At 64.6% G+C, this 23,491-nt stretch carries 21 protein-coding genes; 14 read left to right on the top strand and 7 right to left on the bottom strand.

Features of this window, described 5'->3' with window-relative positions; genetic code table 11:
- The first annotated feature begins 60 nt into the window (after positions 1-60).
- The 7 genes from RRF64_RS10215 to RRF64_RS10185 all read left to right on the top strand — a co-directional run bounded on the left by RRF64_RS10215 (position 61) and on the right by RRF64_RS10185 (position 8,723).
- Positions 61-474, top strand: a complete 414-nt coding sequence (locus RRF64_RS10215; protein ID WP_323845785.1) for a MerR family transcriptional regulator — start codon at positions 61-63, stop codon at positions 472-474.
- Between the two features lie 24 nt (positions 475-498).
- The gene (locus RRF64_RS10210) at positions 499-1,668 is read left to right on the top strand and encodes an isovaleryl-CoA dehydrogenase (RefSeq protein WP_323845784.1); all 1,170 of its coding nucleotides are present in this window, start codon (positions 499-501) and stop codon (positions 1,666-1,668) included.
- A gap of 258 nt (positions 1,669-1,926) precedes the next feature.
- On the top strand, positions 1,927-3,534 hold the full coding sequence (locus RRF64_RS10205) for a carboxyl transferase domain-containing protein (RefSeq protein WP_323845783.1): 1,608 nt from the start codon (positions 1,927-1,929) through the stop codon (positions 3,532-3,534).
- Between the two features lie 129 nt (positions 3,535-3,663).
- Complete coding sequence (locus tag RRF64_RS10200; RefSeq protein WP_323845782.1) at positions 3,664-4,455, top strand: enoyl-CoA hydratase/isomerase family protein; 792 nt, start codon at positions 3,664-3,666, stop codon at positions 4,453-4,455.
- A 31-nt stretch (positions 4,456-4,486) separates the two neighbouring features.
- On the top strand, positions 4,487-6,484 hold the full coding sequence (locus RRF64_RS10195) for an acetyl/propionyl/methylcrotonyl-CoA carboxylase subunit alpha (RefSeq protein ID WP_323845781.1): 1,998 nt from the start codon (positions 4,487-4,489) through the stop codon (positions 6,482-6,484).
- 2 nt (positions 6,485-6,486) lie between these two features.
- Positions 6,487-7,386 (top strand): hydroxymethylglutaryl-CoA lyase, encoded by a 900-nt coding sequence (locus tag RRF64_RS10190; RefSeq protein WP_323845780.1) that lies wholly within the window; start codon positions 6,487-6,489, stop codon positions 7,384-7,386.
- 89 nt (positions 7,387-7,475) lie between these two features.
- Complete coding sequence (locus RRF64_RS10185; protein ID WP_323845779.1) at positions 7,476-8,723, top strand: DUF945 family protein; 1,248 nt, start codon at positions 7,476-7,478, stop codon at positions 8,721-8,723.
- Between the two features lie 192 nt (positions 8,724-8,915).
- Here the strand turns inward: RRF64_RS10185 and RRF64_RS10180 are convergent, their stop codons facing one another.
- From RRF64_RS10180 to alaE, 4 genes are all read right to left on the bottom strand, one after another.
- Complete coding sequence (locus tag RRF64_RS10180; protein ID WP_323845778.1) at positions 8,916-9,269, bottom strand: DUF4870 family protein; 354 nt, start codon at positions 9,267-9,269, stop codon at positions 8,916-8,918.
- 146 nt (positions 9,270-9,415) lie between these two features.
- The gene (locus tag RRF64_RS10175) at positions 9,416-10,798 is read right to left on the bottom strand and encodes a response regulator (RefSeq protein WP_323845777.1); all 1,383 of its coding nucleotides are present in this window, start codon (positions 10,796-10,798) and stop codon (positions 9,416-9,418) included.
- 205 nt (positions 10,799-11,003) lie between these two features.
- Complete coding sequence (locus RRF64_RS10170; RefSeq protein ID WP_323845776.1) at positions 11,004-11,696, bottom strand: aspartate/glutamate racemase family protein; 693 nt, start codon at positions 11,694-11,696, stop codon at positions 11,004-11,006.
- Between the two features lie 23 nt (positions 11,697-11,719).
- A complete protein-coding gene (alaE, locus tag RRF64_RS10165) occupies positions 11,720-12,217 on the bottom strand; it encodes an L-alanine exporter AlaE (protein WP_323845775.1) in 498 nt (165 codons plus the stop codon).
- 260 nt (positions 12,218-12,477) lie between these two features.
- Here alaE and RRF64_RS10160 point away from each other — a divergent pair, with 260 nt between their 5' ends.
- Together RRF64_RS10160 and RRF64_RS10155 are read left to right on the top strand one after the other, a co-directional pair.
- A complete protein-coding gene (locus tag RRF64_RS10160; RefSeq protein WP_323845774.1) occupies positions 12,478-13,014 on the top strand; it encodes a PadR family transcriptional regulator in 537 nt (178 codons plus the stop codon).
- A gap of 142 nt (positions 13,015-13,156) precedes the next feature.
- Positions 13,157-13,639 carry a DUF1203 domain-containing protein gene (locus tag RRF64_RS10155; RefSeq protein WP_323845773.1) on the top strand — a complete coding sequence of 161 codons (483 nt, stop codon included), beginning with the start codon at positions 13,157-13,159 and terminating at the stop codon, positions 13,637-13,639.
- A gap of 296 nt (positions 13,640-13,935) precedes the next feature.
- Here RRF64_RS10155 and RRF64_RS10150 read toward each other — a convergent pair whose 3' ends face one another.
- Together RRF64_RS10150 and RRF64_RS10145 are read right to left on the bottom strand one after the other, a co-directional pair.
- On the bottom strand, positions 13,936-15,081 hold the full coding sequence (locus RRF64_RS10150) for a beta-ketoacyl-ACP synthase III (protein WP_323845772.1): 1,146 nt from the start codon (positions 15,079-15,081) through the stop codon (positions 13,936-13,938).
- Between the two features lie 233 nt (positions 15,082-15,314).
- Complete coding sequence (locus tag RRF64_RS10145) at positions 15,315-16,016, bottom strand: ComF family protein (protein ID WP_323845771.1); 702 nt, start codon at positions 16,014-16,016, stop codon at positions 15,315-15,317.
- A gap of 178 nt (positions 16,017-16,194) precedes the next feature.
- Between RRF64_RS10145 and bioB the strand changes: the two genes are divergently transcribed.
- From bioB to bioC, 3 genes are read left to right on the top strand one after another with little or no spacing between them, the layout of a single operon-like run.
- Positions 16,195-17,235 (top strand): biotin synthase BioB, encoded by a 1,041-nt coding sequence (gene bioB / locus RRF64_RS10140; RefSeq protein WP_422732631.1) that lies wholly within the window; start codon positions 16,195-16,197, stop codon positions 17,233-17,235.
- A complete protein-coding gene (gene bioF / locus RRF64_RS10135) occupies positions 17,232-18,437 on the top strand; it encodes an 8-amino-7-oxononanoate synthase (RefSeq protein ID WP_323845770.1) in 1,206 nt (401 codons plus the stop codon). The genes bioB and bioF overlap by 4 nt, the downstream gene beginning before the upstream one ends.
- A complete protein-coding gene (gene bioC / locus RRF64_RS10130) occupies positions 18,434-20,050 on the top strand; it encodes a malonyl-ACP O-methyltransferase BioC (protein ID WP_323845769.1) in 1,617 nt (538 codons plus the stop codon). Before bioF ends, bioC begins: the two co-directional genes overlap by 4 nt.
- Positions 20,051-20,080: 30 nt before the next feature.
- Here the strand turns inward: bioC and RRF64_RS10125 are convergent, their stop codons facing one another.
- The gene (locus tag RRF64_RS10125) at positions 20,081-20,566 is read right to left on the bottom strand and encodes a L,D-transpeptidase family protein (RefSeq protein ID WP_323845768.1); all 486 of its coding nucleotides are present in this window, start codon (positions 20,564-20,566) and stop codon (positions 20,081-20,083) included.
- Positions 20,567-20,849: 283 nt separating this feature from the next.
- Between RRF64_RS10125 and bioD the strand changes: the two genes are divergently transcribed.
- Both bioD and RRF64_RS10115 read left to right on the top strand, forming a co-directional pair.
- The gene (bioD, locus tag RRF64_RS10120; RefSeq protein ID WP_323845767.1) at positions 20,850-21,539 is read left to right on the top strand and encodes a dethiobiotin synthase; all 690 of its coding nucleotides are present in this window, start codon (positions 20,850-20,852) and stop codon (positions 21,537-21,539) included.
- Positions 21,540-21,644: 105 nt separating this feature from the next.
- A complete protein-coding gene (locus RRF64_RS10115) occupies positions 21,645-23,426 on the top strand; it encodes an acyl-CoA dehydrogenase C-terminal domain-containing protein (protein WP_323845766.1) in 1,782 nt (593 codons plus the stop codon).
- The last annotated feature ends 65 nt before the right edge of the window (positions 23,427-23,491 follow it).

The raw sequence follows: 23,491 nt of genomic DNA, 5'->3' as shown, positions 1-23,491 counted from the left end.
GTTGACGTTTACGTTAACGTAAACTCCTGCTAGGCTTCAGCGCGTCCAGAGGAAGTTGCCATGACAGCCAAAGCCGCTACTAACACCGAACAGCCCGCCAGCTACAGTATCTCCGAGCTGGCGCGGGAGTTTGATATCACCACCCGCGCCATCCGCTTCTATGAGGACAAGGGGCTGCTCAATCCGGCGCGCCGCGGTCAGACCCGCATCTACAGCCCGGAGGACCGGGTGCGGCTGAAACTGATCCTGCGCGGCAAACGGCTGGGTTTCTCCCTCGACGAGAGCCGGGCAATCATCGATATGTACGACCCGGCCCACGGCAACGTGGAGCAGCTGCAGCGGCTGCTGCAGCACATAGAACAAAAACGCGCGCAGCTCAACCAGCAGCTGCGCGACATCCAGAGCCTGATGGGTGAGCTGGATGAGGCGGAGGCGCGCGCCCGCGCCTCGCTGAAACACAACATAGAAAACTGACGAAATAACCGTTACGGAGTCGCTATGAATACCTCCTACCGCACCCTGAACTTCGGTCTCGGCGAAGAGATCGATATGCTGCGCGATATGGTCTACAAGTTCTGCCAGGCGGAACTGGCGCCGCGCGCCGCACAGATCGACGAGGACAACCTGTTCCCTGCGGATATGTGGAAGAAATTCGGCGAGCTGGGCCTGCTCGGCATGACCGTGGAGGAGGAGTTCGGCGGCTCCAACATGGGCTATCTGGCCCACGCGGTGGCGATGGAGGAGATCTCCCGCGCGTCCGCGTCGGTCGGCCTGTCCTACGGTGCCCACTCCAATTTGTGCGTAAACCAGATCCGCAAGAACGGCACGCCGGAACAGAAGGCCAAATACCTGCCGAAGCTGTGTTCCGGCGAGCATATCGGCGCGCTGGCGATGAGCGAACCCAACTCCGGCTCGGATGTAGTCAGCCTGCAGCTGCGCGCGGAGAAGAAGGGCGACCGCTTCGTCCTGAACGGCAACAAGATGTGGATCACCAACGGCCCCGACGCCCACACCTATGTGATCTACGCGCGCACCGAGCCGGGCATCAGTTCCGGCGGTATCACCGCATTTATCGTCGAGCGCGATTTCCCCGGTTTCACCCAGGCGCAGAAACTCGACAAGCTCGGCATGCGCGGCTCCAACACCTGTGAGCTGGTATTCCAGGACTGCGAGGTGCCGGAAGAAAATATTCTGGGCGAACTGAACGGCGGCGTGCGCGTGCTGATGAGCGGTCTCGACTACGAGCGCACCATCCTCTCCGGTGGCCCGGTGGGCATCATGCAGGCGTGCCTGGATGTGGTGGTGCCCTATGTGCACGAGCGCAAGCAATTCGGCCGCGCCATCGGCGAATTCCAGCTGATGCAGGGCAAGATCGCCGATATGTACGCCGACCTGAACGCGAGCCGCGCTTACCTCTACGCGGTGGCCAGGGCCTGCGACCGCGGCGAGGACTCGCGCAAGGACGCCGCGGCGGTGATCCTGTTCACCGCCGAGCGCGCGACGCAGATGGCCCTGCAGGCGATCCAGACCCTGGGCGGCAACGGCTATATCAACGAGTACCCCACCGGCCGCCTGCTGCGCGATGCCAAACTGTACGAGATCGGCGCCGGCACCTCGGAAGTGCGCCGCATGCTGATCGGCCGCGAACTGTTCAACGAGACCCGCTGAGCCGGGCGCGCCGAGCCCCAGCTCGGCACGCGGGCCCCAGGCCCGCCATCTTGGCGCTAGACGGTTTAGTGGCGGCGCTGCTGCCGGGGATGACCTTGCGGGACACGGGCTAGGCGCCCCCCCCGGGAATACATCCCTGTAGGTTCGGCGGCGGCCATCCATGGCCGCCGACGGTCCCGCAAACGAATCCCGGCATCAGCGCCTTCGTATCGGACACCTGAGTTGTTGGCAGCTACAGAGAATCGTGAATCAGAATTTATGAACCAGCTACAGAGCAAAATTAACCCCCGCGACCCCGCCTTCGCCGAAAACCGCGAACAGATGGAAAAACTGGTCGCGGACCTGCGGGAAAAGGTGGAGAAAATCGCCCAGGGCGGCGGTGAGCGCGCGCGGGAAAAACATCTGGCGCGGGGCAAGCTGCTGCCGCGGGACCGCATAGACGCGCTGCTGGATCCGGGCAGTCCCTTCCTCGAGTTTTCCCAACTGGCCGCCCACGATGTCTACGGCGAGGACGTACCGGCGGCCGGTATCATCACCGGTATCGGCACTGTGTCCGGCCAGCCCTGCGTGATCGTCGCCAACGACGCGACGGTAAAGGGCGGCACCTACTATCCGCTGACGGTGAAAAAACATCTGCGCGCGCAGACCGTCGCCGAGCAGAACAATCTGCCGTGTATCTACCTGGTGGATTCCGGCGGCGCCAACCTGCCGCGCCAGGACGATGTGTTTCCGGATCGCGAGCACTTCGGCCGCATCTTCTTCAACCAGGCCAACCTGTCGGCACAGAACATTCCGCAGATCGCCGTGGTGATGGGCAGCTGCACCGCCGGCGGCGCCTATGTGCCGGCGATGGCCGATGAATCCATCATGGTGAAGGAGCAGGCCACCATCTTCCTCGCCGGCCCGCCGCTGGTGAAGGCCGCCACCGGTGAAGAGGTGTCCGCGGAGGAACTCGGCGGTGCCGAGGTGCACTGCCGCACGTCGGGCGTGTCCGACCACTACGCGAACAACGATGTACATGCGCTGCAGCTGGCGCGGCGCTCGATTGCGCGGCTGAACCGCATCAAGACCCCCGGGCTGGATATCCGCAAGCCGATCGAGCCGATTTATCCGCCGGAAGAGATCTACGGCATAGTGCCGAAGGATGCGCGCCAGCCCTATGACGTGCGCGAGATTATCGCCCGCACCGTAGACGGCTCCGAGTTCGACGAGTTCAAGGCGCTCTACGGCACCACCCTGGTGACCGGCTTCGCGCGCATTCACGGTTACCCGGTGGGTATCGTCGCCAACAACGGCATCCTGTTCGCCGAGAGCGCGCAGAAAGGCGCGCACTTTATCGAGCTGTGCGCGCAGCGCCATATCCCGCTGGTATTTCTGCAGAACATCACCGGTTTCATGGTCGGCAAACAGTACGAGGCCGGCGGCATCGCCAAGCACGGCGCCAAGATGGTGACCGCGGTGGCGACGGCCAGGGTGCCGAAGATCACGATACTAATCGGCGGCTCCTTCGGTGCCGGCAACTACGGCATGTGCGGCCGCGCCTATGATCCGAATTTCCTGTTCATGTGGCCCAACGCGCGCATCTCGGTGATGGGCGGCGAGCAGGCGGCCGGCGTGCTGGCGCAGGTAAAGCGCGACCAGATGGAAGCGCGCGGAGAGTCCTGGAGCGCGGAAGAGGAGCGGGCGTTCCGCCAGCCGATCGTCGACGACTACGAGCACCAGGGGCACCCCTACTACGCGTCGGCGCGCCTGTGGGACGACGGCGTCATAGACCCGGCGGATACCCGCCGCGTGCTGGGCCTGTGTCTGGCCGCCGCCAGTCACAAGGAGCCGCAAGAGACGACGTTCGGCGTATTCCGCATGTAACCCGGGCAATACGCTGTAGGAGCGGCCCATGGCCGCGATCGGATTCCAGAGAGTCCCGACAGATTGATCGCGGCCATGGGCCCCTCCTACAAAAATCAGTGGGCGCGCAAAATATTTAAGGAATCCACTATGAGCGACAAACTGCTAACCGAAATCGACAGCGAAGGCGTGGCCACGGTCACCCTGAACCGGCCGGAAATTCACAACGCCTTCGACGACGCGCTGATCCGCGAGCTGGGCGAGACTTTCGATCGCCTCGGGCAGGACCCGGCAGTGCGCGTGCTGATACTGGCATCCAACGGCAAGAGCTTCTCCGCCGGCGCCGACCTGAACTGGATGAAGCGCATGGCGGACTACTCCGAGGAGGAGAACCGCCGCGATGCCGCCGCCCTCGCCGCCATGCTGCACAAGCTGGACATCTTCCCGGCGCCAACCATCGCGCGCGTGCAGGGCGCGGCGTTCGGCGGCGCCGTCGGCCTGGTCAGCTGCTGCGATATGGCGGTGGCGAGCGAGCGCGCCAGTTTCTGTCTGTCGGAAGTGAAGATCGGCCTGCTGCCGGCCACGATCAGCCCCTATGTGATCAATGCCATCGGTGCCCGCCATGCGCGCCGCTACTTCGTTACCGCCGAGCGCTTCTCTGCCGAGCGCGCCCGGCAGATCGGCCTGGTGTCGGAGGTCTGCGCCGAGGGCGATCTGGACCTGACGGTACAGAACCTGGTGAACGCCATTACCGACAACGGCCCGCGCGCCGTGGCCATGGCCAAGCAGCTGGCGATGTCCATGTCCAACCGCGTGATCAACGAGGAACTGCAGGGGCAGACCAGTGCGCTGATTGCCGCGGTGCGGGTGTCCCCGGAGGGGCAGGAGGGGCTGAGCGCTTTCCTGGAGAAGCGCGCGCCCAACTGGATGAACGGTGGCTGAATAGCAGCGACAAACAATTGTCAGGGTTTTTATGATTCGCAAACTGTTAATTGCCAACCGCGGCGAGATTGCCTGCCGCATCATCAAGACAGCCCGTCGCCTCGGTGTGGCCACGGTGGCGGTCTATTCGGACGCGGATGCCGATGCGCTGCATGTGCAGCTCGCCGATGAGGCGGTGCACCTGGGACCGGCGCCGGCCAAAGATTCCTATCTGGATGTCGACAAGGTTCTGAGCGCGGCCAGGCGCACCGGTGCCGACGCGATACACCCGGGCTACGGCTTCCTGTCGGAAAACGCCGGTTTCTGCCGCGCCTGCGATGCGGCCGGCATCATCTTCGTCGGCCCGCCCGCCGGTGCCATCGATGCGATGGGTTCCAAGTCCGCGGCCAAGCGCATCATGGAAGAGGCCAAGGTGCCGCTGGTGCCCGGCTATCACGGCACCAACCAGAACGCGGATATTCTCGAGGGCCACGCCCAGCGCATCGGCTACCCGGTTCTGCTGAAGGCGGCCGCCGGCGGCGGCGGCAAAGGCATGCGCCGCGTCGACAGCCCGAGCGAGTTCCACAGTGCGCTGGCGGCGGCCAAGCGCGAGGCGATGAACGCCTTCGGCGACGACCTGATGCTGCTGGAGCGCTATGTGGTCAGCCCGCGCCATGTGGAAATCCAGGTGTTCTGCGACCAGCAGGGCAACGGCGTCTACCTGTTCGAGCGGGACTGTTCGGTGCAGCGCCGCCACCAGAAGGTGGTGGAAGAGGCCCCGGCGCCGGGGCTCAGCGAAGACCTGCGCGCGCGCATGGGTGAGGCGGCGCTGCGCGCCGCCCACGCCATCGGCTATGTGGGCGCGGGTACGGTCGAGTTCCTGCTGGATGCCAGCGGTGCCTTCTACTTTATGGAGATGAACACCCGCCTGCAGGTGGAGCACCCGGTGACCGAGATGATCACCGGCCAGGACCTGGTGGCCTGGCAGCTGGCGGTCGCCGCCGGTGATCCGCTGCCGCTGCACCAGGACGACCTGCACATCCTCGGCCACGCGCTGGAAGTGCGCATCTACGCCGAGGATCCGGACAACGACTTCCTGCCGTCGACAGGCAAGCTGGTGCGCCACCGCCCGCCACGGGAAAGCGAGAGCGTGCGGGTCGATACCGGCGTGCAGAGCGGCGACGAGATCAGCGTGCACTACGACCCGATGATCGCCAAGCTGATCTGCCACGGCCGCACCCGCAAGGAGGCGCTGGCCAAGCTGGACCGCGCACTGCAGGAATACCAGATTGCCGGCGTGCGCCACAATGTCGAGTTCCTGCGCCGGGTCATCAATCACAGCGCCTTTGCGGCGGGCCGCGTGTCCACGCATTTTATCGAGGACTACGAGGCGGAAATCCTGCAACAGGAACAACAGCTGACACCGCTGAAGTGCGCCGCGATCGCCGGCTACCTGAACCAGCGCGAAATACAGGATCTGCGCGCGGCCGCGCCCGCGGCCGATCCGCACTCGCCCTGGCACAGCGGCGACAACTGGCGCTCAGGCCTCGCCGCCAGGCGTGCGCACAATGTCGAGTACCGCGGCCACCACGCGGAAATTTCCTTTATCGCCCGCGGCGACAGCGTCTACTGGCAGTGCGACGCGCTCGAAGGTGACATCCACACCGGCGAAATCCGCGTGCTGCCCGGCCGCGAGCTGGCGCTGGTGGACGGCCGCCGGCTGAACTTTTCCAGCGTCGATACCGAGCAGGGCGGTGCCATCTTTATCGATGGCACCCAGGTGGAGTTCAAACTGCTGCCGCCGGATCTGGGCGAGAGCGGCGATCAGGCCCACGGCCTGGATGCGCCGATGAACGGCACCATCATCGCGCTGCTGGTGGAACCGGGCACCCAGGTGGAAAAGGACCAGCCGCTGCTGGTGATGGAGGCGATGAAGATGGAGCACACACTGCGCGCCCCCGCCGCCGGCACTGTGCAGCAGTTTTTCTGTGCCGAGGGCGAGCTGGTGGACGGCGGCAGCCTGTTGATCGACTTCGAGGCGGGAGAGTGAACATGAGTCTTCCAAAGCAGGTAAAAATGGTCGAGGTGGGTCCGCGCGATGGCCTGCAGAACGAGAAGCAGCCGATTTCGGTCGAGACCCGCATCGCGCTGATCGACCGCCTCAGCGCCAGCGGCCTGCCGGTGATCGAGGCCGGCAGTTTCGTCAGCCCGAAATGGGTGCCGCAGATGGCCGCGAGCGAGGAAGTGCTGGCGGGTATCCAGAGAAAATCCGGTATCGTCTACAGCGCGCTGACGCCAAACATGCAGGGCTACGAGCGCGCGCTGGCGGCGAAGGCGGACGAGGTGGCGGTATTTGGCGCGGCCTCCGAGGCCTTCACGCAGAAGAATATCAACTGCACCATCGCCGAGAGCCTCGAGCGCTTCCGGCCGCTGCTCGAGCAGGCGCACAAGGACGGCATTCCGGTGCGCGGTTATGTGTCCTGCGTGCTCGGCTGCCCCTACGAGGGCGAGATAGACCCGCTCAAGGTGGCGGAGGTCAGTGGCGCGCTGCTGGATATGGGCTGCTACGAGATTTCCCTCGGCGACACCATCGGCGTCGGCACCCCCGAGGCGGCCAAGCGTATGATCGAACAGGTCACCGCCAGAGTGCCGGTGGAAAAGCTGGCGGTGCACTTCCACGATACCTACGGCCAGGCACTGGCCAACATCTATGCGGCGCTGCAGATGGGGGTGGCGGTAGTGGACTCCGCCGTGGCCGGCCTCGGCGGCTGTCCCTATGCCAAGGGCGCCTCCGGCAATGTGGCCAGTGAGGATGTGCTCTACCTGCTGAACGGTCTCGGCATCGAGACCGGCGTGGACCTGAACCTGCTGGCCGAGGCCGGCAATTTCATCTCCGCCGAGCTGGGCCGCGAGAGCAATTCCCGCGTGGCCAGGGCGCTGGCACCCGCCTGATTCCCTCCCCCCCCCCAGCTCCGCGTTCCCGGCCCCGTCACACAGAATCTGTTAAGATCGGCGCAAATCTTTCCTATCGAATGTTTGCCATGAAATTTCTGCGGATATCCCTGTTTTGCCTGCTCGGACTGGCCGTCGCTGCGGCACTGGCAGCGCCTGGATTCATCGGCCCCAAGGTCGAGGAAATCTGGAAGCAGCAGCTCGGCAGGCTCCAGGGGGGCGATACCGCTGCATACCGGCGCGGCTGGTTCGGCGCCGAAACCGACACCGAGCTCACCGGCGCGGATGGCAAGACCGGGCTGCACACCGAAATCAAGCACGGACCGCTGCTGTTCACCGCGCGCGGCCCGCGCCTGGGTCTGGTCTACAGCGAGACCCGGCTGTCGCCCGAACAGTTAGCACCGCAACTGCGCGCCCAGCTGGAGAATATCTACGGTCGCCTGGAGCGGAGCCCGCTGGTGCTGGAATCCCTGGTACAGGCCGACAACCGCGTCATCAATACCCTGCGTCTCGATCCCTTCACGCACAGCGACGGCAGCGGCGAACTGGTTTTCGACGGCGGCGAGGTGCTGCTCGAGACCGATTACAGCGGCGCCCTGCTGACCGGTACCCTGGCGCTGGGCTCCCTGCGGCAAACCCGCGCTGGAATGGAAAAACTGTACACCGAAGCGCTCAGCGGCGAATTCCAGTTCGTTCCCGGCGAGGGGGGCGAGGCGACGCTGCGACTGCCGCTGCTGCGCGCCGAGTCCGAATCGGGTCCGCTGGAGCTGCGCGATATCAGCCTGCAACTGACCCTGGAGCAGCTGGCCGCCGGCACACTGAAAATGGTCTCAAATCTGCAGCTGCCGCAGGTGCAGTCGGCCACGCCGGTGACCTCACTGCAGCAGCAGATGACCCTGCCGGAGATAGGCACGGCGGATCTGGTCCACTACCTGCGCGCGCTGCTGCCGGCGGCCGCGCGCAACTGGCCGCAGCAGCTGCAGCGGCCGCTGCAGTTACAGCAGCAGCTGGCGGTGCAGTCCCGCAACGGGCCGGTGCTGGTGGATGCGGAGCTGGACTGGAGCGGCATGCCGGCGGCGAGCGCGCGGCGGGCCCGCATTGGCGCCGAACAGTGGTTGGCCCCGCTGACCGGATCTATGACATTCAGCGCGGCGGAACAGGCACTGCTGCAGTCGCCACTGGTGGGGCAGGCCATGATGCTGCGCCAGTACGGGCTGTTGATGGAAAAGAACGGCGAACTGCAGATGCATCTGCAGGTGGACAGAGGCCAGTTGCAGGTAAACGGGCAGCTGCTGCCGCCGGACCTGTTTATGCTGGCGTTGACTGGCGATTTCTAAAGTTCGGGACTGGATGCCGCTAGGGGTTCTGAACGGCCCTGCAGTCGGTGGCCGCCCGGTAAAAAACCTCATCGGTAAATATTTCCCGGGCGGCCACCGACTGCAGGACCTCGCATTGCGCAAGCGCATTCCGCTTGCGCAGTTCAATGTGGCGCGATTCAGTCGGAGGCTTTAGCGGGAGCGAGACCTGAATTAATAGGCGGGACGATTGTCCGCCAGCGTCAGCCAGCCGCGGATCACCCGGTAGACGGCCCATACCCAGGCGATGCCGAGGATCAGGAATCCCAGTCCCAGCAGCCACCAGGTCAGAGAGCCGATCACTGTCCACAGCAGCCAGTACCAGAAGGTGCGGATCTGCCAGCGGAAATGGGATTCCGCCAGGGTGCCGCGCACGTCGCCGCGCTTGAAGTAATTGATCAACACTCCGACAAAAAAGGGCACGGCGGTAAACAGGCTGATGGCCTGAATCAGATAGACCAGCGTGGCCAGGTCGCGGCCGCTCTGTTCGCGGGCCTCCTGGGTCTTGGCGGGGAACTGCTCGGACATGATTATTTTTCTCGCATGGATTTCAATCCACTATTGTGCGGGCGCAGAGCGGTATTTCAACTCGGTGCATTCCTATTGCTGATACCGGCCGGCTGTCCGGCGCCGGCCGGCCGGTTAGTGAGCCTGTTGTTGTGAGCCTAGACTTTTTATTTCAATGCCCACTCGGTGTGCACATTCTGCTCCCGCCAGGCCTTGAGCTGCTGTATCGATTCGCGCATCAGGTTCAGCAGTTCGGTGCGCTGGTGGCGACAGTACTCGCGCTCGCTGTCGATCGACAGTCGGGCGCCCAGTGCGCGCAATCGAGCGGCCACCGCCTCCAGGCCGATTTCTTCGGCACTTTCGGCGATCGCCTGCGCCTGCCGCTCGGCGTCCAGCCAGTGCCGGCCGGTCAGGGCGCTGGTCAGCGCCGTGGCGCGCTTCGGCAGGGTGGCACTGCGGTCGCTGAGCAACTCGGCAAATGGCAGGTGGCCGAGCGTGTCGCGCTGCCGGCAAAGTGTAGTGACGTTGAGCAGACGGGTGGGCCGCGGCGGTTTCTGTTTGGCGGCGGCGATTTTGTTGCGGCGCACAACCCAGCTGAGCAACTGGTGCAGCTGGTTTTCCGATAGTGGTCGCGGCAGCACGCCGGTCAGGCCGCGGGCTTTATAGCGCTCCTTGTCGCCGACACGCAGCTCGCCCAGTAGCGCGAAGATCGGTATTTCGGGGCCGACACCGCGGCGTATCTTTTGTGTCGTTTCGACGCAGTCCATCAGGGGCAGCTGGCTGTCGATCAGGATCAGGTCGAACTTCTGCTGTAGTGCCGCATCGGCGCCATCGATCCCGTTGTTTTCCCATACCACTTTGTGTCCGAGCGCCGTCAGGTCATCGCGCAGCGATTTCTGACGTTCATTCTCCACCAGTAGTATCGACAGACTCTGGCTCTTTGCCTCCGGGCGCTGCTCCGGCAGCGTCAGCGCCACCGTTTCCGGTTCGCCGATTCGCTGGATTTCCTCCAATGACTTGGTTGCAGTCTGCAGCTGACGCTGCGCCATTTCCACCAGCTGGCTTGCGTCGGCGTCGTCATCGCCGCTGCGGGCCAGTTTATTGAGCGAATCTTGTAGGGCATCCAGAGGCTGGCGCAGCTGGTGAACGGTGATTGCCACCAAATCGGATTTCTCCTGGCGCAGCTGCTTGATATTTTGCCGCGCTTCCTCCAACAGTCGCTCGCGTGAGAAGAGCTGGCTGCCATAGGACTGCAGCTGTCGATAGATTCTGTTGTTTTCATCTTTCAGGGATGCCGCCAGTTGCTCGCCTTCGGCAGTTTCGCGGAGCAGGCGCAGCCAGGTCATCAGAGCGAAGACCGAGACAACCAGCAGAAGGGTGCCCAGTATCGCCGGCCAAAGCAGTGCCACCCGGGTGTCGGTGAAAGAGAGGGGCGCCGCGGCGACGGCGGTCGGGAGCAGGGCGGCGATACCGAGCAGATGTCGTGCATGGGCGGCGCGCAGGCCGAAACAGGGAGAGGTTGCTCCCCCGCGAAACATGGTTATGTTCATCCTTGTTACCACTTGTGTTGGTGCGGCGGACTAAATCCTGCAGTCCGCATTAAATTGCTCTGAGAGATACCTCCATCGGATTCAGGTCAGTTACATACTGCAATCCGACGGCATTCACAAGTGTAATTTGCTTGTCGGTGATGTGTGATGGGAACATCAGTGCCAAGTGAAGCTTTATGCGCTGAATTATCGGAGATTGCGTATCTTAGGCCGCCTGTGGCAGCCGATCCTGCAACAGTTGCAGCATGCGCTCGGACGGCAGGAAGAGGCGGATGCCGTCGCAGTGTTCGAGCAGCTCGCGATAGAAATAGTCGAAGTGGGTGCAGCCGAGAATCAATATCTGCACGCCGCTTTTCACCAGCGCCGCGACCAGGTCGTCCAATGCATGCTGCTGCACGATCATTTCCGGCGTCAGGCCGTCCTCGATGTCCTCGACGATCTGCAGGTTGCCGATGCCGATAACCTTGGCGGTCTTGTTGCGGGAGAGAATTTCGCGCTCGATATTGGCGCAGCTCTGGCAGTTGGCCGCGAGCAGGCCGAAATTGCGGTAGCGCTGGGTCAGCTCCGCGTACACTTCCAGCGGCGACACCACCTCGATCGGGGCGGCGGCTTTCACCGCGGCCATGTCGACGGCACCGGACAGGGAGTTGCAGTAGATCATCGCCGCCTGGGCGCCGGCCTGGTGCAGCTGTTCGATGGCCCGGATCAGCTGCTGGGTCAGGGCGCCGCGCTCCAGTGCCTGCAGCTGGGTCTGGGCCTGTGGCGATGCGGACAGGGATATGCCGATGCCGCGCACCTGGCGCGCGGCCAGGAACTCCAGCCCAAAACGGGTATCGGTGGCGGTACCGGCGACCACGCCCAAGGTCATGGCGCTGCTTTCAATGGCGTTGGTCAACACGGTCTAATCCTCTGTGGCGATTCTCAGGCGAGCGCGCGGGGCTCGATCAGGGGGCGTCTATTTATCCATATCCGGCGCAGCCAGTCGAGATAAATTCCGTAGGGGCGGCCGAGCGCGCCGGCGATCGTCATAAAGGTGATGCTGGCGGTGGCAATCTCCGCCCAGCTGGCGCCGCCCAGCAGCATATTGCTCAGGTAGAGCGGGAACTGGAAGCTCAGGAACACGAAGGTGTCCACCAGGTAGGCGTTCAGTGCGCTGCCACCGCCGAAGCGGTTCACGACCCAATTGCGGTAGAGGCTGAAGGGGCGCGCGATCAGGGTGTTGAAGACAATGGCCAGCAGGCGTACTTTCAGGTGCTCCTTCCAGCCCATGCCGGCCAGGCCCAGCTCGATCGGGATGGCGATGGCCCAGGAAAAGCTGTTCATCGCGAAAATGTCCAGCATCAGCTCGCGGCGGCGTGAGGGGGTGCGCACTTCGCTTGCGGAAACTGCGGATTCCGGTGTCAATGCAGGGGCGGACATGGGATTGAGGACCTCTGGAAACAACAAGCCGCCGGCGTGAGGCCGGCGGCTAATCAAGGCTGGCGATTATATCCACAATTTGCGCAAAGGCTAGTCTCGCATATCAAATTAATGTCGATATCGATATAACCATCCTATTGTTTTTGATGTTTGTGACATGGATATTTCAGGCTGCCCGCCCGGTCGAAGGGGCCCGCATGCGCACACTGCGCCCAGTGCGGTTAATATGAAACTCTTTGCATAAGCCCACTGGAGATCCGATGTCCCTGCGCTACGCCGTCCTCACCCTGCTGGATATAGAGCCCGGCAGCGGCTACGACCTGAAACGCCGTTTCGAGCGCAGCGTGTCGCACTTCTGGAGTGCCAGCCACCAGCAGATGTACCGGGAACTGCACAGGCTGCACGACGAGGGTCTGCTGGACTGCGCCGAGCAGCCCCAGGAGGGCAAGCCGGACAAGAAGGTCTACAGCCTGACTGACAGCGGACGTGAGGCGTTGCGGGAGTGGGTGCAGCGGCCGGCGCCGGCGCAGAAAATCCGCGAGCCGTTTCTGATCCAGCTGTTCGCCGGCCACCACCTGAGCCGCGACCAGGCGCGCGACGCGGTACAGCGCCAGCTGGACGAACACCGCGCGCTGCTGGACAGCTATCTGGAGCAGAACGAGCGCGTGCTGAACAGCGATTCCGAATTACAGGAGCGCTACTGGCTCGCCCACCAGACCCTGCTGCTGGGGATAGAGGCGGAAAGGACCTGGATAGCCTGGGCCGAGAGGATGTTGCGGGAGCTGGAACGGGGATGAATCGGGGGCCGCAATCGTGGGAGTGCGGCTGCACCTTTGCGGCTGTCGCGGCATTGTCGAATGCGATTTCCGATTCTGGCCGGAGCCGGCCGTCCACTTGAATTAGTCTGCTGTCACTTGGTATCACAAGGGGCAGATTTCCATGACATTTGCAGTAACGCCTATTCGCGAGGGTTTTCTGCGCAAAGTCCGCATATCCGGTATTGACGATCAGGGGCAGCCGGTGCGGCAGTTGCTGGCAGAGGGTGGCGAGCCGTGCCGCGATGTACTGAGACGGGCACGGCCGGGCGAGCCGATTATTCTCTCCAGTTACTGTCCTTTCACGCGGCCGGGGCCCTACCGAGAGTACGGCGCCGTTTTTGTGCTGGCCGGGCGCCAGCAAGCGACCGGAGAGCCTCTGCGCCCAACCGGCACGGTCGATTCCTACCTGCGACAGACCGCGCCCGTGGTGCTGCGGGCCTACAGCGCGGACGAGGACATTGTCGCGGCTAAATTGGTGGAGCCGGGCGTGTTGGCGGTGGAAGCTGCGGAGTACTTTGCCCGCGATGACGTCGATTTTGTGCTGCTACGCTTTGCCGTCTATGGCTGCTATGCATTGCGCCTGGATCGCGTTGGGGGGAGATAGCTTCAGGCTCAATAACAAAGCCGGGCACCGCCCGGCCCAGCTAGTTGATAAACCCCACCGTTCCCTCGAAGCAGGAGCTGTGGCGGCAAAGCACTAGGACGGGTATTTCGAAACGCTGTGAATACATCCCTGTAAGCTCCGTCGGCGACGGTCCGGCCGCTCCAGGTATTCACGGCGCCTTCGGCCCTGTCGCCGACGGTTCGAAATACCCGTCCTAGCACTTTTCCTTAAATTCTGGCTGCAGGACTTTGTCAGCAGCCTGAGCCGGGCACTGCCCGGCCTTTTCTGCCGCTCGTTTAAATGGCAACTTTTTCCAACACCAGGCTGCCGATCGAATAACCGGCGCCGAAAGAGCAGATCACGCCGCGATCACCGGGCTGTAGATCGTCGCTGTAAAGGTTGAAAGCGATGACCGAACCGGCGCAGCCGGTATTGGCATAGCGGTCAAGCACGATCGGCGCGCGCTCGGTATCTGCATCGTCACCCATCAGCTTCTTCGCGATCAGGTTGTTCATGTTGATATTCGCCTGGTGCAGCCAGTAGCGGCGCACCTCGCCCGGTTCGCTGCCGGCCTCGCGCACATGGGCCTCGATGTGCTCTGCCGCCATGGGGCAGACTTCCTTGAACACCTTGCGGCCGTTCTGGCGGAACAGCTTGCCGGGGCCGAACGGATCCACGTCGGCGGCGCGGGCGGTGTAGCCGAAGTTGGAGCGGATGTTGTTGGAAAACACCGTCTTGGCCCTGGTGCCTAGCACCTCCCAGGCGGTATCCACCGCGCAGCTTTCGCGCCGCTCGACCACGCTGGCCACGGCCACGTCGCCGAAGATGAAGTGGCTGTCGCGATCGGTGTAATCGATCTGCGGTGAGGCCAGCTCCGGGTTGACCACCAGCACCGCGCGCGCGCTGCCCGCGCTGACCGCATCCACCGCGCGCTGCAGGGAAAAGGTCGCGGAAGAGCAGGCCACCTCCATATCGAAGGCGAAACCGTCGATGCCGAGGGCGTCCTGTATCTCGATCGCGATCGCCGGGTAGGCGCGCTGCAAATAGGAGGCGCCGACAATCACCATGTCGATGTCTTCGGGCTTTTTGCCGGCTTTTTCCAGCGCCAGCTTCGCCGCCTTTACGCCCATCTCCGCCTGCAGGCAGAGTTCGTCGTCGTCCCGCTCCGGCAGGTAGGGGCGCATGCGTTCCGGATCGAGGATGCCCTCGCGAGTCACCACGTAGCGGCTCCTGATGCCGGAGGCCTTCTCGATAAAATCCGCCGAGGACGGCGGTTTGGCCGCCAGCTCACCGGCCTCGATTTCGGCGGCGTGTTCGCGGTTGTAAAGTTCCGCGTGGGCGTTGTAGGCCTCCACCAGCTCCTCATTGCTGATGGCCTCCGGTGGCGTCCACAGGCCGGTACCGCTGATAACGATACCGCGCGGCAGTTTGTATTCACTCATCGCTGAATCCTTGGCCCGCGGCAAAAAAGAGGCTGCGCGAGCAACTGTTTACTCATTAAACGTTAGCAGTGCCGGGCCCGGCACAAGGGGTGCACCAGGCAGGCAAGCGGCGGTTCTTGCGATCGGGGGACGTGCTTGCCCCGGACGCTGGGACGCCTTGGCGCCCAATTCCGCCAGGGGCGCGATTGTGACGGGATTGCCAATTCTGGTCTATGTGCTGACGAGACGGGGGATCACGGTGTTCTGGCCAGCGCGAAGGCGCTGATGCGCCGGGCGCCGGCGTCGAGCAGTGCGCGCGCCGCCGCCTCCAGGGTGGCGCCGGTCGTGATGACATCGTCCACCAGGCCGATATGCAGGCCGTCGACAGTGCCGTGCACCGCGAAGCTGCGCTGCAGATTGCGCAGGCGCTGTGCGCGCTTCAGCTGCTGCTGGGTCTCGCTCGCGCGGCGCTTGCGCAGCAGGCGGTTGGCTACCGGTATCTGCCACTGGTGCGCGAATTCCGCGGCGATCAACTGCGCCTGGTTGTAGCCGCGCCGCCAGTAGCGCCGCCAGTGCAGCGGTACCGGCACCAGCAGATCCGGTCTCTCCGCCTGCGGTTCGATATGGAGCGCCGCCAGCCGCGCCAGGCTGTGGCCGGCGGTCAGATCCCTGTGGTACTTGAAGCGCTGCACCAGCTGGCCGATCGGGAACGCGTAGTGCCAGGCGGCGCTGGCGCTGGCGAAACTGGGCGGATGTTGCAGGCAGTGGGCGCAGCTGCCGGCCGCCCCGGCGAGCGGCAGGGCGCAGCGGGCGCAGGCGCCGTGGAGAAAGGGCAGTCCCGCGCAGCATGCCGCGCAGAGCCCGCTGTCGCCGGCACTTTCACCGCACAGCAGGCAGCGCGCCAGCCGCGGCACCACGGCGCCTGACAAAAACTGAGTAATCGGTCTGTAAACCATTCCCCGGCTCTTTGGTTGACAGTGATCCGGCCACCGCTAAACTGGCCAGTCTGCACTACTGATCAATGTAGGAGCGGCGGGGCGGATGGCCGCCCCGCCGCGCCTACGAAAATAACTACCGGGGAGATTAAGCCCAGTGACCGCCACCCAGCAAATGACCGCCGCCTCTTCGCAATACATGAAGAGCCGCCATGACTGGACCCGCCAGCAGGTGCTGGAGCTGTTCGCGCTGCCGTTCAACGACCTGCTGTTCAGCGCGCAGCAGGTGCACCGGATGCATTTCGATGCCAACCGGGTCCAGGTCAGCACCCTCTGCTCGATCAAGACCGGCGCCTGTCCGGAGGACTGCGCCTACTGCCCGCAGAGCGCCCGCTACGATACCGGCCTCGAGCGCGAGCAGCTGATGAAGGTGGAGAAGGTGCTGGAGGAGGCCCGCGCGGCCAAGGCCGGCGGTGCCACCCGCTTCTGCATGGGTGCCGCCTGGCGCTCGCCGAAGAAGAAGGACATGCCCTACGTGACCCAGATGGTGCGCGAGGTGAAGGCCCTGGGGCTCGAGACCTGCATGACCCTCGGCATGCTGAATGACGACCAGGCGCGGGAACTGGCCGACGCCGGCCTCGACTATTACAACCACAACCTGGATACGTCGCCCGAGTACTACGGCGAGATCATCACCACCCGCACCTACCAGGACCGCCTGGAGACCCTGGGCCGGGTGCGCGCCGCGGGCATGAAGGTCTGCGCCGGTGGCATCATCGGCATGGGCGAGGGCGAACAGGACCGCGCCGGCCTGCTGATGCAGCTGGCCAACCTGCCGGAGCACCCCGAGTCGGTGCCGATCAACATGCTGGTCAAGGTGGCCGGCACGCCGCTCGAGAGCGAGCGGGACCTGGACCCGTTCGAATTTATCCGCTGTATCGCCGTGGCGCGCATCATGATGCCGAAATCCCACGTGCGCCTGTCTGCCGGTCGCGAGCAGATGAGCGACGAGATGCAGGCCCTGGCCTTCCTCGCCGGCGCCAACTCGATCTTCTACGGCGAGAAGCTGCTGACCACCGCCAACCCGGAAACCAACCGGGACATGCAGCTGTTCAAGCGCCTCGGTATCCAGCCGGAGGAGTACCAGCAGTACGCGGATGAGGCGGCGGTGGAAGCCGAACTGGCGGCGCAGATCACCGAACGGCAAAACGATCCGTATTTCTACGACGCGGCCAAATGACCCCCACCCGCAGCCTTGAAGAAACGCTGCGCCTGCGCCTCGACGAGCGGCGCGCGCGCGGCCTCTACCGCCAGCTCAAGACCCTGGCCGCCGCGCCGGGGCCGCAGGCAATGGTGGATGGCCGCGAGCTGCTGACCTTCAGCAGCAACGACTACCTGGGGCTCGCCACCCACCCGGACGTGATCGCCGCCCAGCAGGCCGGCGCTGCGCTCGGCGCCGGCGCCACCGCTTCGCACCTGGTCAATGGCCACCTGCATATACATCGTCAGCTGCAGGACGCCATTGCCCATGTCACCGGGCGCGAGGCAGCGCTGGTGTTCTCCAGCGGCTATATGGCCAATGTCGGCACTATCTGTGCGCTGGTGGGGCGCGGCGACAATGTCATCTCCGACAAACTCAACCACGCCTCCCTGATCGATGGCGCGCGCCTGTGCGGCGCCGCCAGTCTCCGCTTCGGCCACAGTGATCTCGATGGACTGCAGCGCCAGCTGGGGCGGGCGGCGGACAGCGGCGGCAATACCCTGGTGGCGGTGGACGGTGTCTACAGCATGGATGGCGACTGCGCGCCGCTGGCCGAGATGGCCGCACTCTGCCGCGCATACGGCGCCTGGCTGATGGTGGACGAGGCCCACGGCTTCGGTGTGATGGGCAGTGCGCAGTTGCCGTCGGCCGGCAGTATCGCCGCGGCGGGCCTGGCGCAGGGCGACGCGCCGGTGATGATGGGCACCCTGGGCAAGGCGGCCGGCAATGCCGGCGCCTTTATCGCCGGCTCGAAAGCATTGATCGATTACCTGGTGCAGTTCGCGCGTCCCTATATCTATACCACCGGCATGCCGCCGGCCGTGGCGGCCGGCGCGCTGGCGGCCATCGGCGTGATGCAGCGGGAGCCGGAGCGGCGCGCGCGACTGCGGCGCAATATCGACCATTTTCGCGCGCGCGCGGCGGCACTCGACTTGCCGCTGGCCGAGTCCGCCAGCGCAATACAGCCGCTGCTGCTCGGCTGTGAAAACGCGGTGATGGCGGTGGCCGCCGAACTGCAGGGCCGCGGCTTCCTGGTCGGCGCCATACGCCCGCCGACGGTGCCCGCCGGCACCGCGCGCCTGCGCATCACCCTCAGTGCCAATCACAGTGAAGCGCAGATCGACCTGTTGCTCGGCGCGCTGGCCGAATCCCTCGACAAGATCCGCGCGGTGGCCCCGTGAAACCGATAGCGAGCATCGCGCTGCTGCACGGCTGGGGCGGCGACCGCCGCATCTGGCGGCCGCTGCTCGAGGCGCTCGGCGACGATTTCCCGGTGCCGGTCCACTGTGTCGAACTGCCGGGCTTCGGCGACGGCGCCGCAGTGCGCTGGCCGGAAGAGGCGGCGCTGCTGCGGCAGCTCGACCAACACTTGCCGGAAAACTGCCTGCTGGTCGGTCACTCCCTCGGCGGCATGCTGGCGGCGCGCCTCGCTGCACTGCCGGGGCAGGACAAAGTGTCCGGCCTGATCACCATCGCCGCCAATGGCGCCTTCGTGCGGCGCGGCGACTGGCCCGGCATGCACCCGGATACCTTCGACGATTTTCGTCAGTCGATGGCCGCCGAGCCGCAGGCGACCTGGGAAAAATTCTGCGGCCTGCAGGCCCGCGGCGACGGCGCCATGCGCGCGCTGCTGAAGCAGCTGAAACAGTGGCGCCCCGCGTCGATCGGCGGCGCCTGGCTGGATGCGCTGGATTGTCTCGGCCGCCTGGACACGCGGGCCGCTTTACAGAGCTTGCCGGTGCCGGCGCTGCATCTGTTCGGCGCGCAGGACGCGCTGGTGCCCGCGGCCGCGGCGGAGAAAATGCGCGCGCTGGGTGCAGCGGTTGAAGTTATGTCCGGCTGCGGCCACGCGCCGCAGGTCTCCGCGCCGGAGCTGATCGCGCAGAAGATCCGCGCCCTCCTGCGCGAACCGGCTGCGGCCGATACGCCTTTCGACAAGGGCGCCGTGGCCAGATCCTTCGGCCGCGCCGCCGCCAGCTACGACGCCTGCGCCCACCTGCAGCGGGCCGTGTGCCGTCAGCTGCTGGCCGAGGCCGACAGTGTCTGGGCGCCGAAAACCATTCTCGACCTGGGCAGCGGTACCGGCTACGGCAGCGCGCTGTTGCGCCGGCGTTTTCCGCAGGCGCGGATCATCGCACTGGACCTGGCCGAGGGCATGCTGCAATACGCGCGCAGCGAGCGCCCGCTGGCGGATGCCTATATCGCCGCCGACGCCGAGCAGCTGCCGCTGGCGGACGGCAGCGTGGACCTGGTGTTCTCGAGTCTGGCGCTGCAGTGGTGCTACCGCTTGCCGCAACTGTTCGCCGAGTTGCACCGGGTGCTGGCCAGCGGCGGCCGCTGCCTGGTCGCAACCCTGGGGCCGGGAACGCTGCGGGAACTGAAAGACAGCTGGGCGCAGGTCGACGGCGGCGTGCACGTCAACCGCTTCCTGCCCCGGGGCGAGTGGCTGGCGTCCGCCGCGGCAAGGGGCCTGCCCGGCGAATTGCGCCGGGAGACGCGGGTGCTGCACTATGAGCAGGTGCAGCAGCTGATGCGGGAACTGAAGAGTATCGGCGCGCACAACGTCAACCGCTCGGCCGAGCGCGGCATGATGAGCCGCGGCAAACTGCGCCGGCTGGCGCAGGCCTATGAAGCGCTGCGCGGCCCGGCCGGGCTGCCGGCCAGTTACGAGGTGATGTATCTGAAGCTGGCGAGAACCGCCGGGGAGAGAAGGGATCTCAATGTAGAAGCGGCCCCAGGGAACGCCGAGCTCCAGCTCGGCTCGCGGGCCGCAGGCCCGTCCCAGGGGGGCTAGTAGCGAGAGTGCCGACGAGAGTGCCGACGATCAGGGGTAAATATCGATCGGCGTCGGCGTTTTCACCATCGCCCAGATCTCGTCCATCTCGCGGTTGGTCACCGCGATACAGCCGTCGGTCCAGTTCATCTTTTGCAGGTATTTCTCCATACCCTTCCACTGCGGCTTCATGCCGTGAATCATGATGTCGCCACCCGGGTTCACGCCCAGCTTGGCCGCGCGGGCGCGGTCGGCCTTGTTCGGGTAGGAGATATGGATAGAGCGGTAGAAGCGGCTCTGCGGGTTCTTCCAGTCGAGCGTATAGCGGCCCTCGGGGGTGCGCTCATCGCCCTGCCGGGTCTTGTGACCCCTGGGGTTCTCGCCAAACACCACCTTGTAGCTCTTGACCACACGGCCGTCGCGTTTCAATTGCATCAGGCCCTTGGATTTATAAACGACTACTTGGTCGACGGGTTTGATTGTGGCGGAGGCGAACAGCGGCGCCATCAGCAGCAAAGCAAAAGTCAGGTATCGCATGGTCTCTTCAAGCAGTTGGGGTGGTTGTCAGTTTTTCCGTGGTTCCGGTAGCTTCCCTGCTGTGTATTCCCGCAGTGGGAATTCTTTTTTGACAGCGTTGTCTTTTACTGTCCGCCCAGTGCGCGCCTGGGCATATTTTTAGGCAATTATCCTCACCCGAGGCGCAGGGCCTTGTTGGTATTGGTTAAAAATTGCTCTATGTGGGTAACTTATCATCAAGTAGACGGCGTTTAAAGAGGCGTCAAGAAAAAAGTCGAAATTCCCTGGTTAGAGGATTGTTAGCGTGACCCGAACCTACTTTGTCGCCGGCACCGACACCGAAGTCGGCAAGACCTATGTGACCGCAGCCCTGCTCGCAAGTGCCGCAAATGCCGGATTAAAGACGGCGGCGGTGAAGCCGGTGGCCTCCGGCTGCGAGTGCACCCATGATGGCTTGCGCAATGCCGATGCGCTGTTGCTGCAGAAGGCGATGACGCTGGAACTGCCCTACCAGCAGGTCAATCCCTTCGCGCTGGAGCCGGCCATAGCCCCGCACATCGCCGCCATGGAGGCCGGCAAGCAGCTCAGTGTCGACCGTATGGCCGGTGTCTGCCGCGGCGTCATGAGCGCCGGCGCCGACCTGGTGCTGATCGAGGGTGCCGGTGGCTGGCGCACGCCGCTCGGTCCCAGGGCCTTCCTGTCCCAGCTGCCGCTGATGCTGAATATCCCGGTGATTCTGGTTGTGGGCATGCAGCTGGGCTGTATCAATCACGCGCTGCTGACCGCGGAGGCCATCCGCCGCGACGGCCTGCAGCTGGCGGGCTGGGTGGGCAACTTCGTCCACGAGGGCATGGCGCGGCCGGACGAAAACCTGGCCACGCTGAAGGCGCTGCTGCCGGCGCCGCTGCTGGGCGCGCTGCCGTTCGATGAACGGGCTGACTACCGGCGGGCGGCGGACTACCTCGATCTGGGGCCGCTCACAAACCACCCATAACGGCGAATTGAACGCCAGTTCCGGTCCGTCAGCGCAGTTGACAAGATGCCGCTTCGCGCCTAGATTCAAACAACTGTTTGAAACACCTGAATGAGGACCGGGAGCATGGCCGAGTACAAGGCGCCACTGCGGGAGATGAACTTCCTGCTGCACGAAGTATTTGCTGCGGATCAACTCTGGGCGCGTCTGCCCGGACTGGACGGCGCGGTGGACCGCGAGACCGCGGATGCGATCCTCGAGGAGATGGCCAAGCTCGCCGCCAACACCCTGGATCCGATCAACCGCTCCGGCGACGAAGAGGGCTGCCACTGGAACGACGGCGTGGTGACCACGCCGAAGGGTTTCCCGGAAGCCTACGCCACCTTCTGCGAGGGCGGCTGGGGCGCGCTGCTCGGCAATCCGGCATACGGCGGCATGGGCATGCCGAAGACGCTCGGCGCCCAGGTCGAGGAGATGATCAACTCCGCGAATATTTCCTTCGCCCTCTACCCGGTACTCACCGCCGGTGCCTGCCTGGCCATCGACGCCCACGGCAGCGAGGAACTCAAAAACCGCTACCTGCCGAAGATGTACGAGGGCACCTGGTCCGGTGCCATGGACCTGACCGAGCCCCACGCCGGCACCGACCTGGGCATTATCCGCACCAAGGCGGAACCGCTGGATGACGGCAGCTACAGCATCACCGGCAGCAAGATATTCATTACCGGCGGCGACCAGGACCTGTCCGAGAACATCATCCATCTGGTGCTGGCCAAGCTGCCGGATGCACCCAAGGGCCCCAAGGGCATCTCCCTGTTCCTGGTACCCAAGTACCTGGTCAACGAGGACGGCAGCCTCGGCGAGCGCAACCACGTCAACTGTGGCTCCATCGAGCACAAGATGGGCATCAAGGCTTCCGCCACCTGCGCGATGAACTTCGACGGCGCCAAGGGCTGGCTGGTCGGCGAACTGAACAAGGGCCTCGCGGCCATGTTCACCATGATGAACTACGAGCGCCTGGGCGTGGGTATCCAGGGGCTGGGCGCATCCGAGCGCTCGTATCAAAACGCACTGGAATACGCCCGCGACCGCATCCAGAGCCGCTCTCCGGCCGGCCCGCAGGCGGCGGACAAGGTCGCCGACCCGATCATCGTGCACCCGGATGTGCGCCGCATGCTGCTGACGCAGAAGGCGCTGATCGGCGGCGGTCGCGCCCTGTCCACCTATGTGGCGCAGTGGCTCGACATCGCCAAGTTCGGCGAGGGCGAGGAGAAGAAGAATGCGGAGGCGATGGTCGCGCTGCTCACGCCGGTCGCCAAGGCCTTCTTCACCGACAAGGGCCTCGATTGCACCATCATCGGCCAGCAGGTATTCGGCGGCCACGGCTATATCCGCGAGTGGGGCCAGGAACAGCTGGTGCGCGATGTGCGCATCACCCAGATCTACGAGGGCACCAACGGCATCCAGGCGCTGGACCTGGTCGGCCGCAAGACCGTCGCCAACGGCGGCGCCCTGTTCGAGCTGTTCGCCGCCGACGTGCAGGCGTTTATCGATGCCGAGGTCGATCGCGAGGAGATGGCCGAGTTTATCCAGCCGCTGGCGACGGAGCTGCAGCGGCTGCGCGAGGCCACCGAGAAGATGGTCGCCGCCGCGCAACAGGATCCGCACGCGCCCGGCGCCGCGTCGGTGGAATACCTGCACCTGTTCGGCTACGTCGCCTATGCCTTTATGTGGGCGAAGGTGGCTGCGGTAGCACTGCCGAAGATCGCGCAGGACAGCTTCTACCTGGGCCAGGTGAAGACCGCGCGTTTCTATTTCGCGCGCCTGCTGCCGCAGACCCAGGCGCTGGCCGCCAGCGTCAACGCCGGCAGCGCCACGCTGATGGATATTGAGGACGAACTCTTCTAATCCGTGTTACCTGTAGGAGCCTGCCCTGGGGCGATTGCCAGAAATGGAGCGCAATCGATCGCCAG

Source organism: Microbulbifer magnicolonia, from assembly GCF_035117725.1.
GTDB classification, from domain to species: Bacteria; Pseudomonadota; Gammaproteobacteria; order Pseudomonadales; family Cellvibrionaceae; genus Microbulbifer; species Microbulbifer magnicolonia.
The sequence above is the reverse complement of the archived record's forward strand: the minus strand, read 5'-3'. Positions and strand labels throughout refer to the sequence as shown.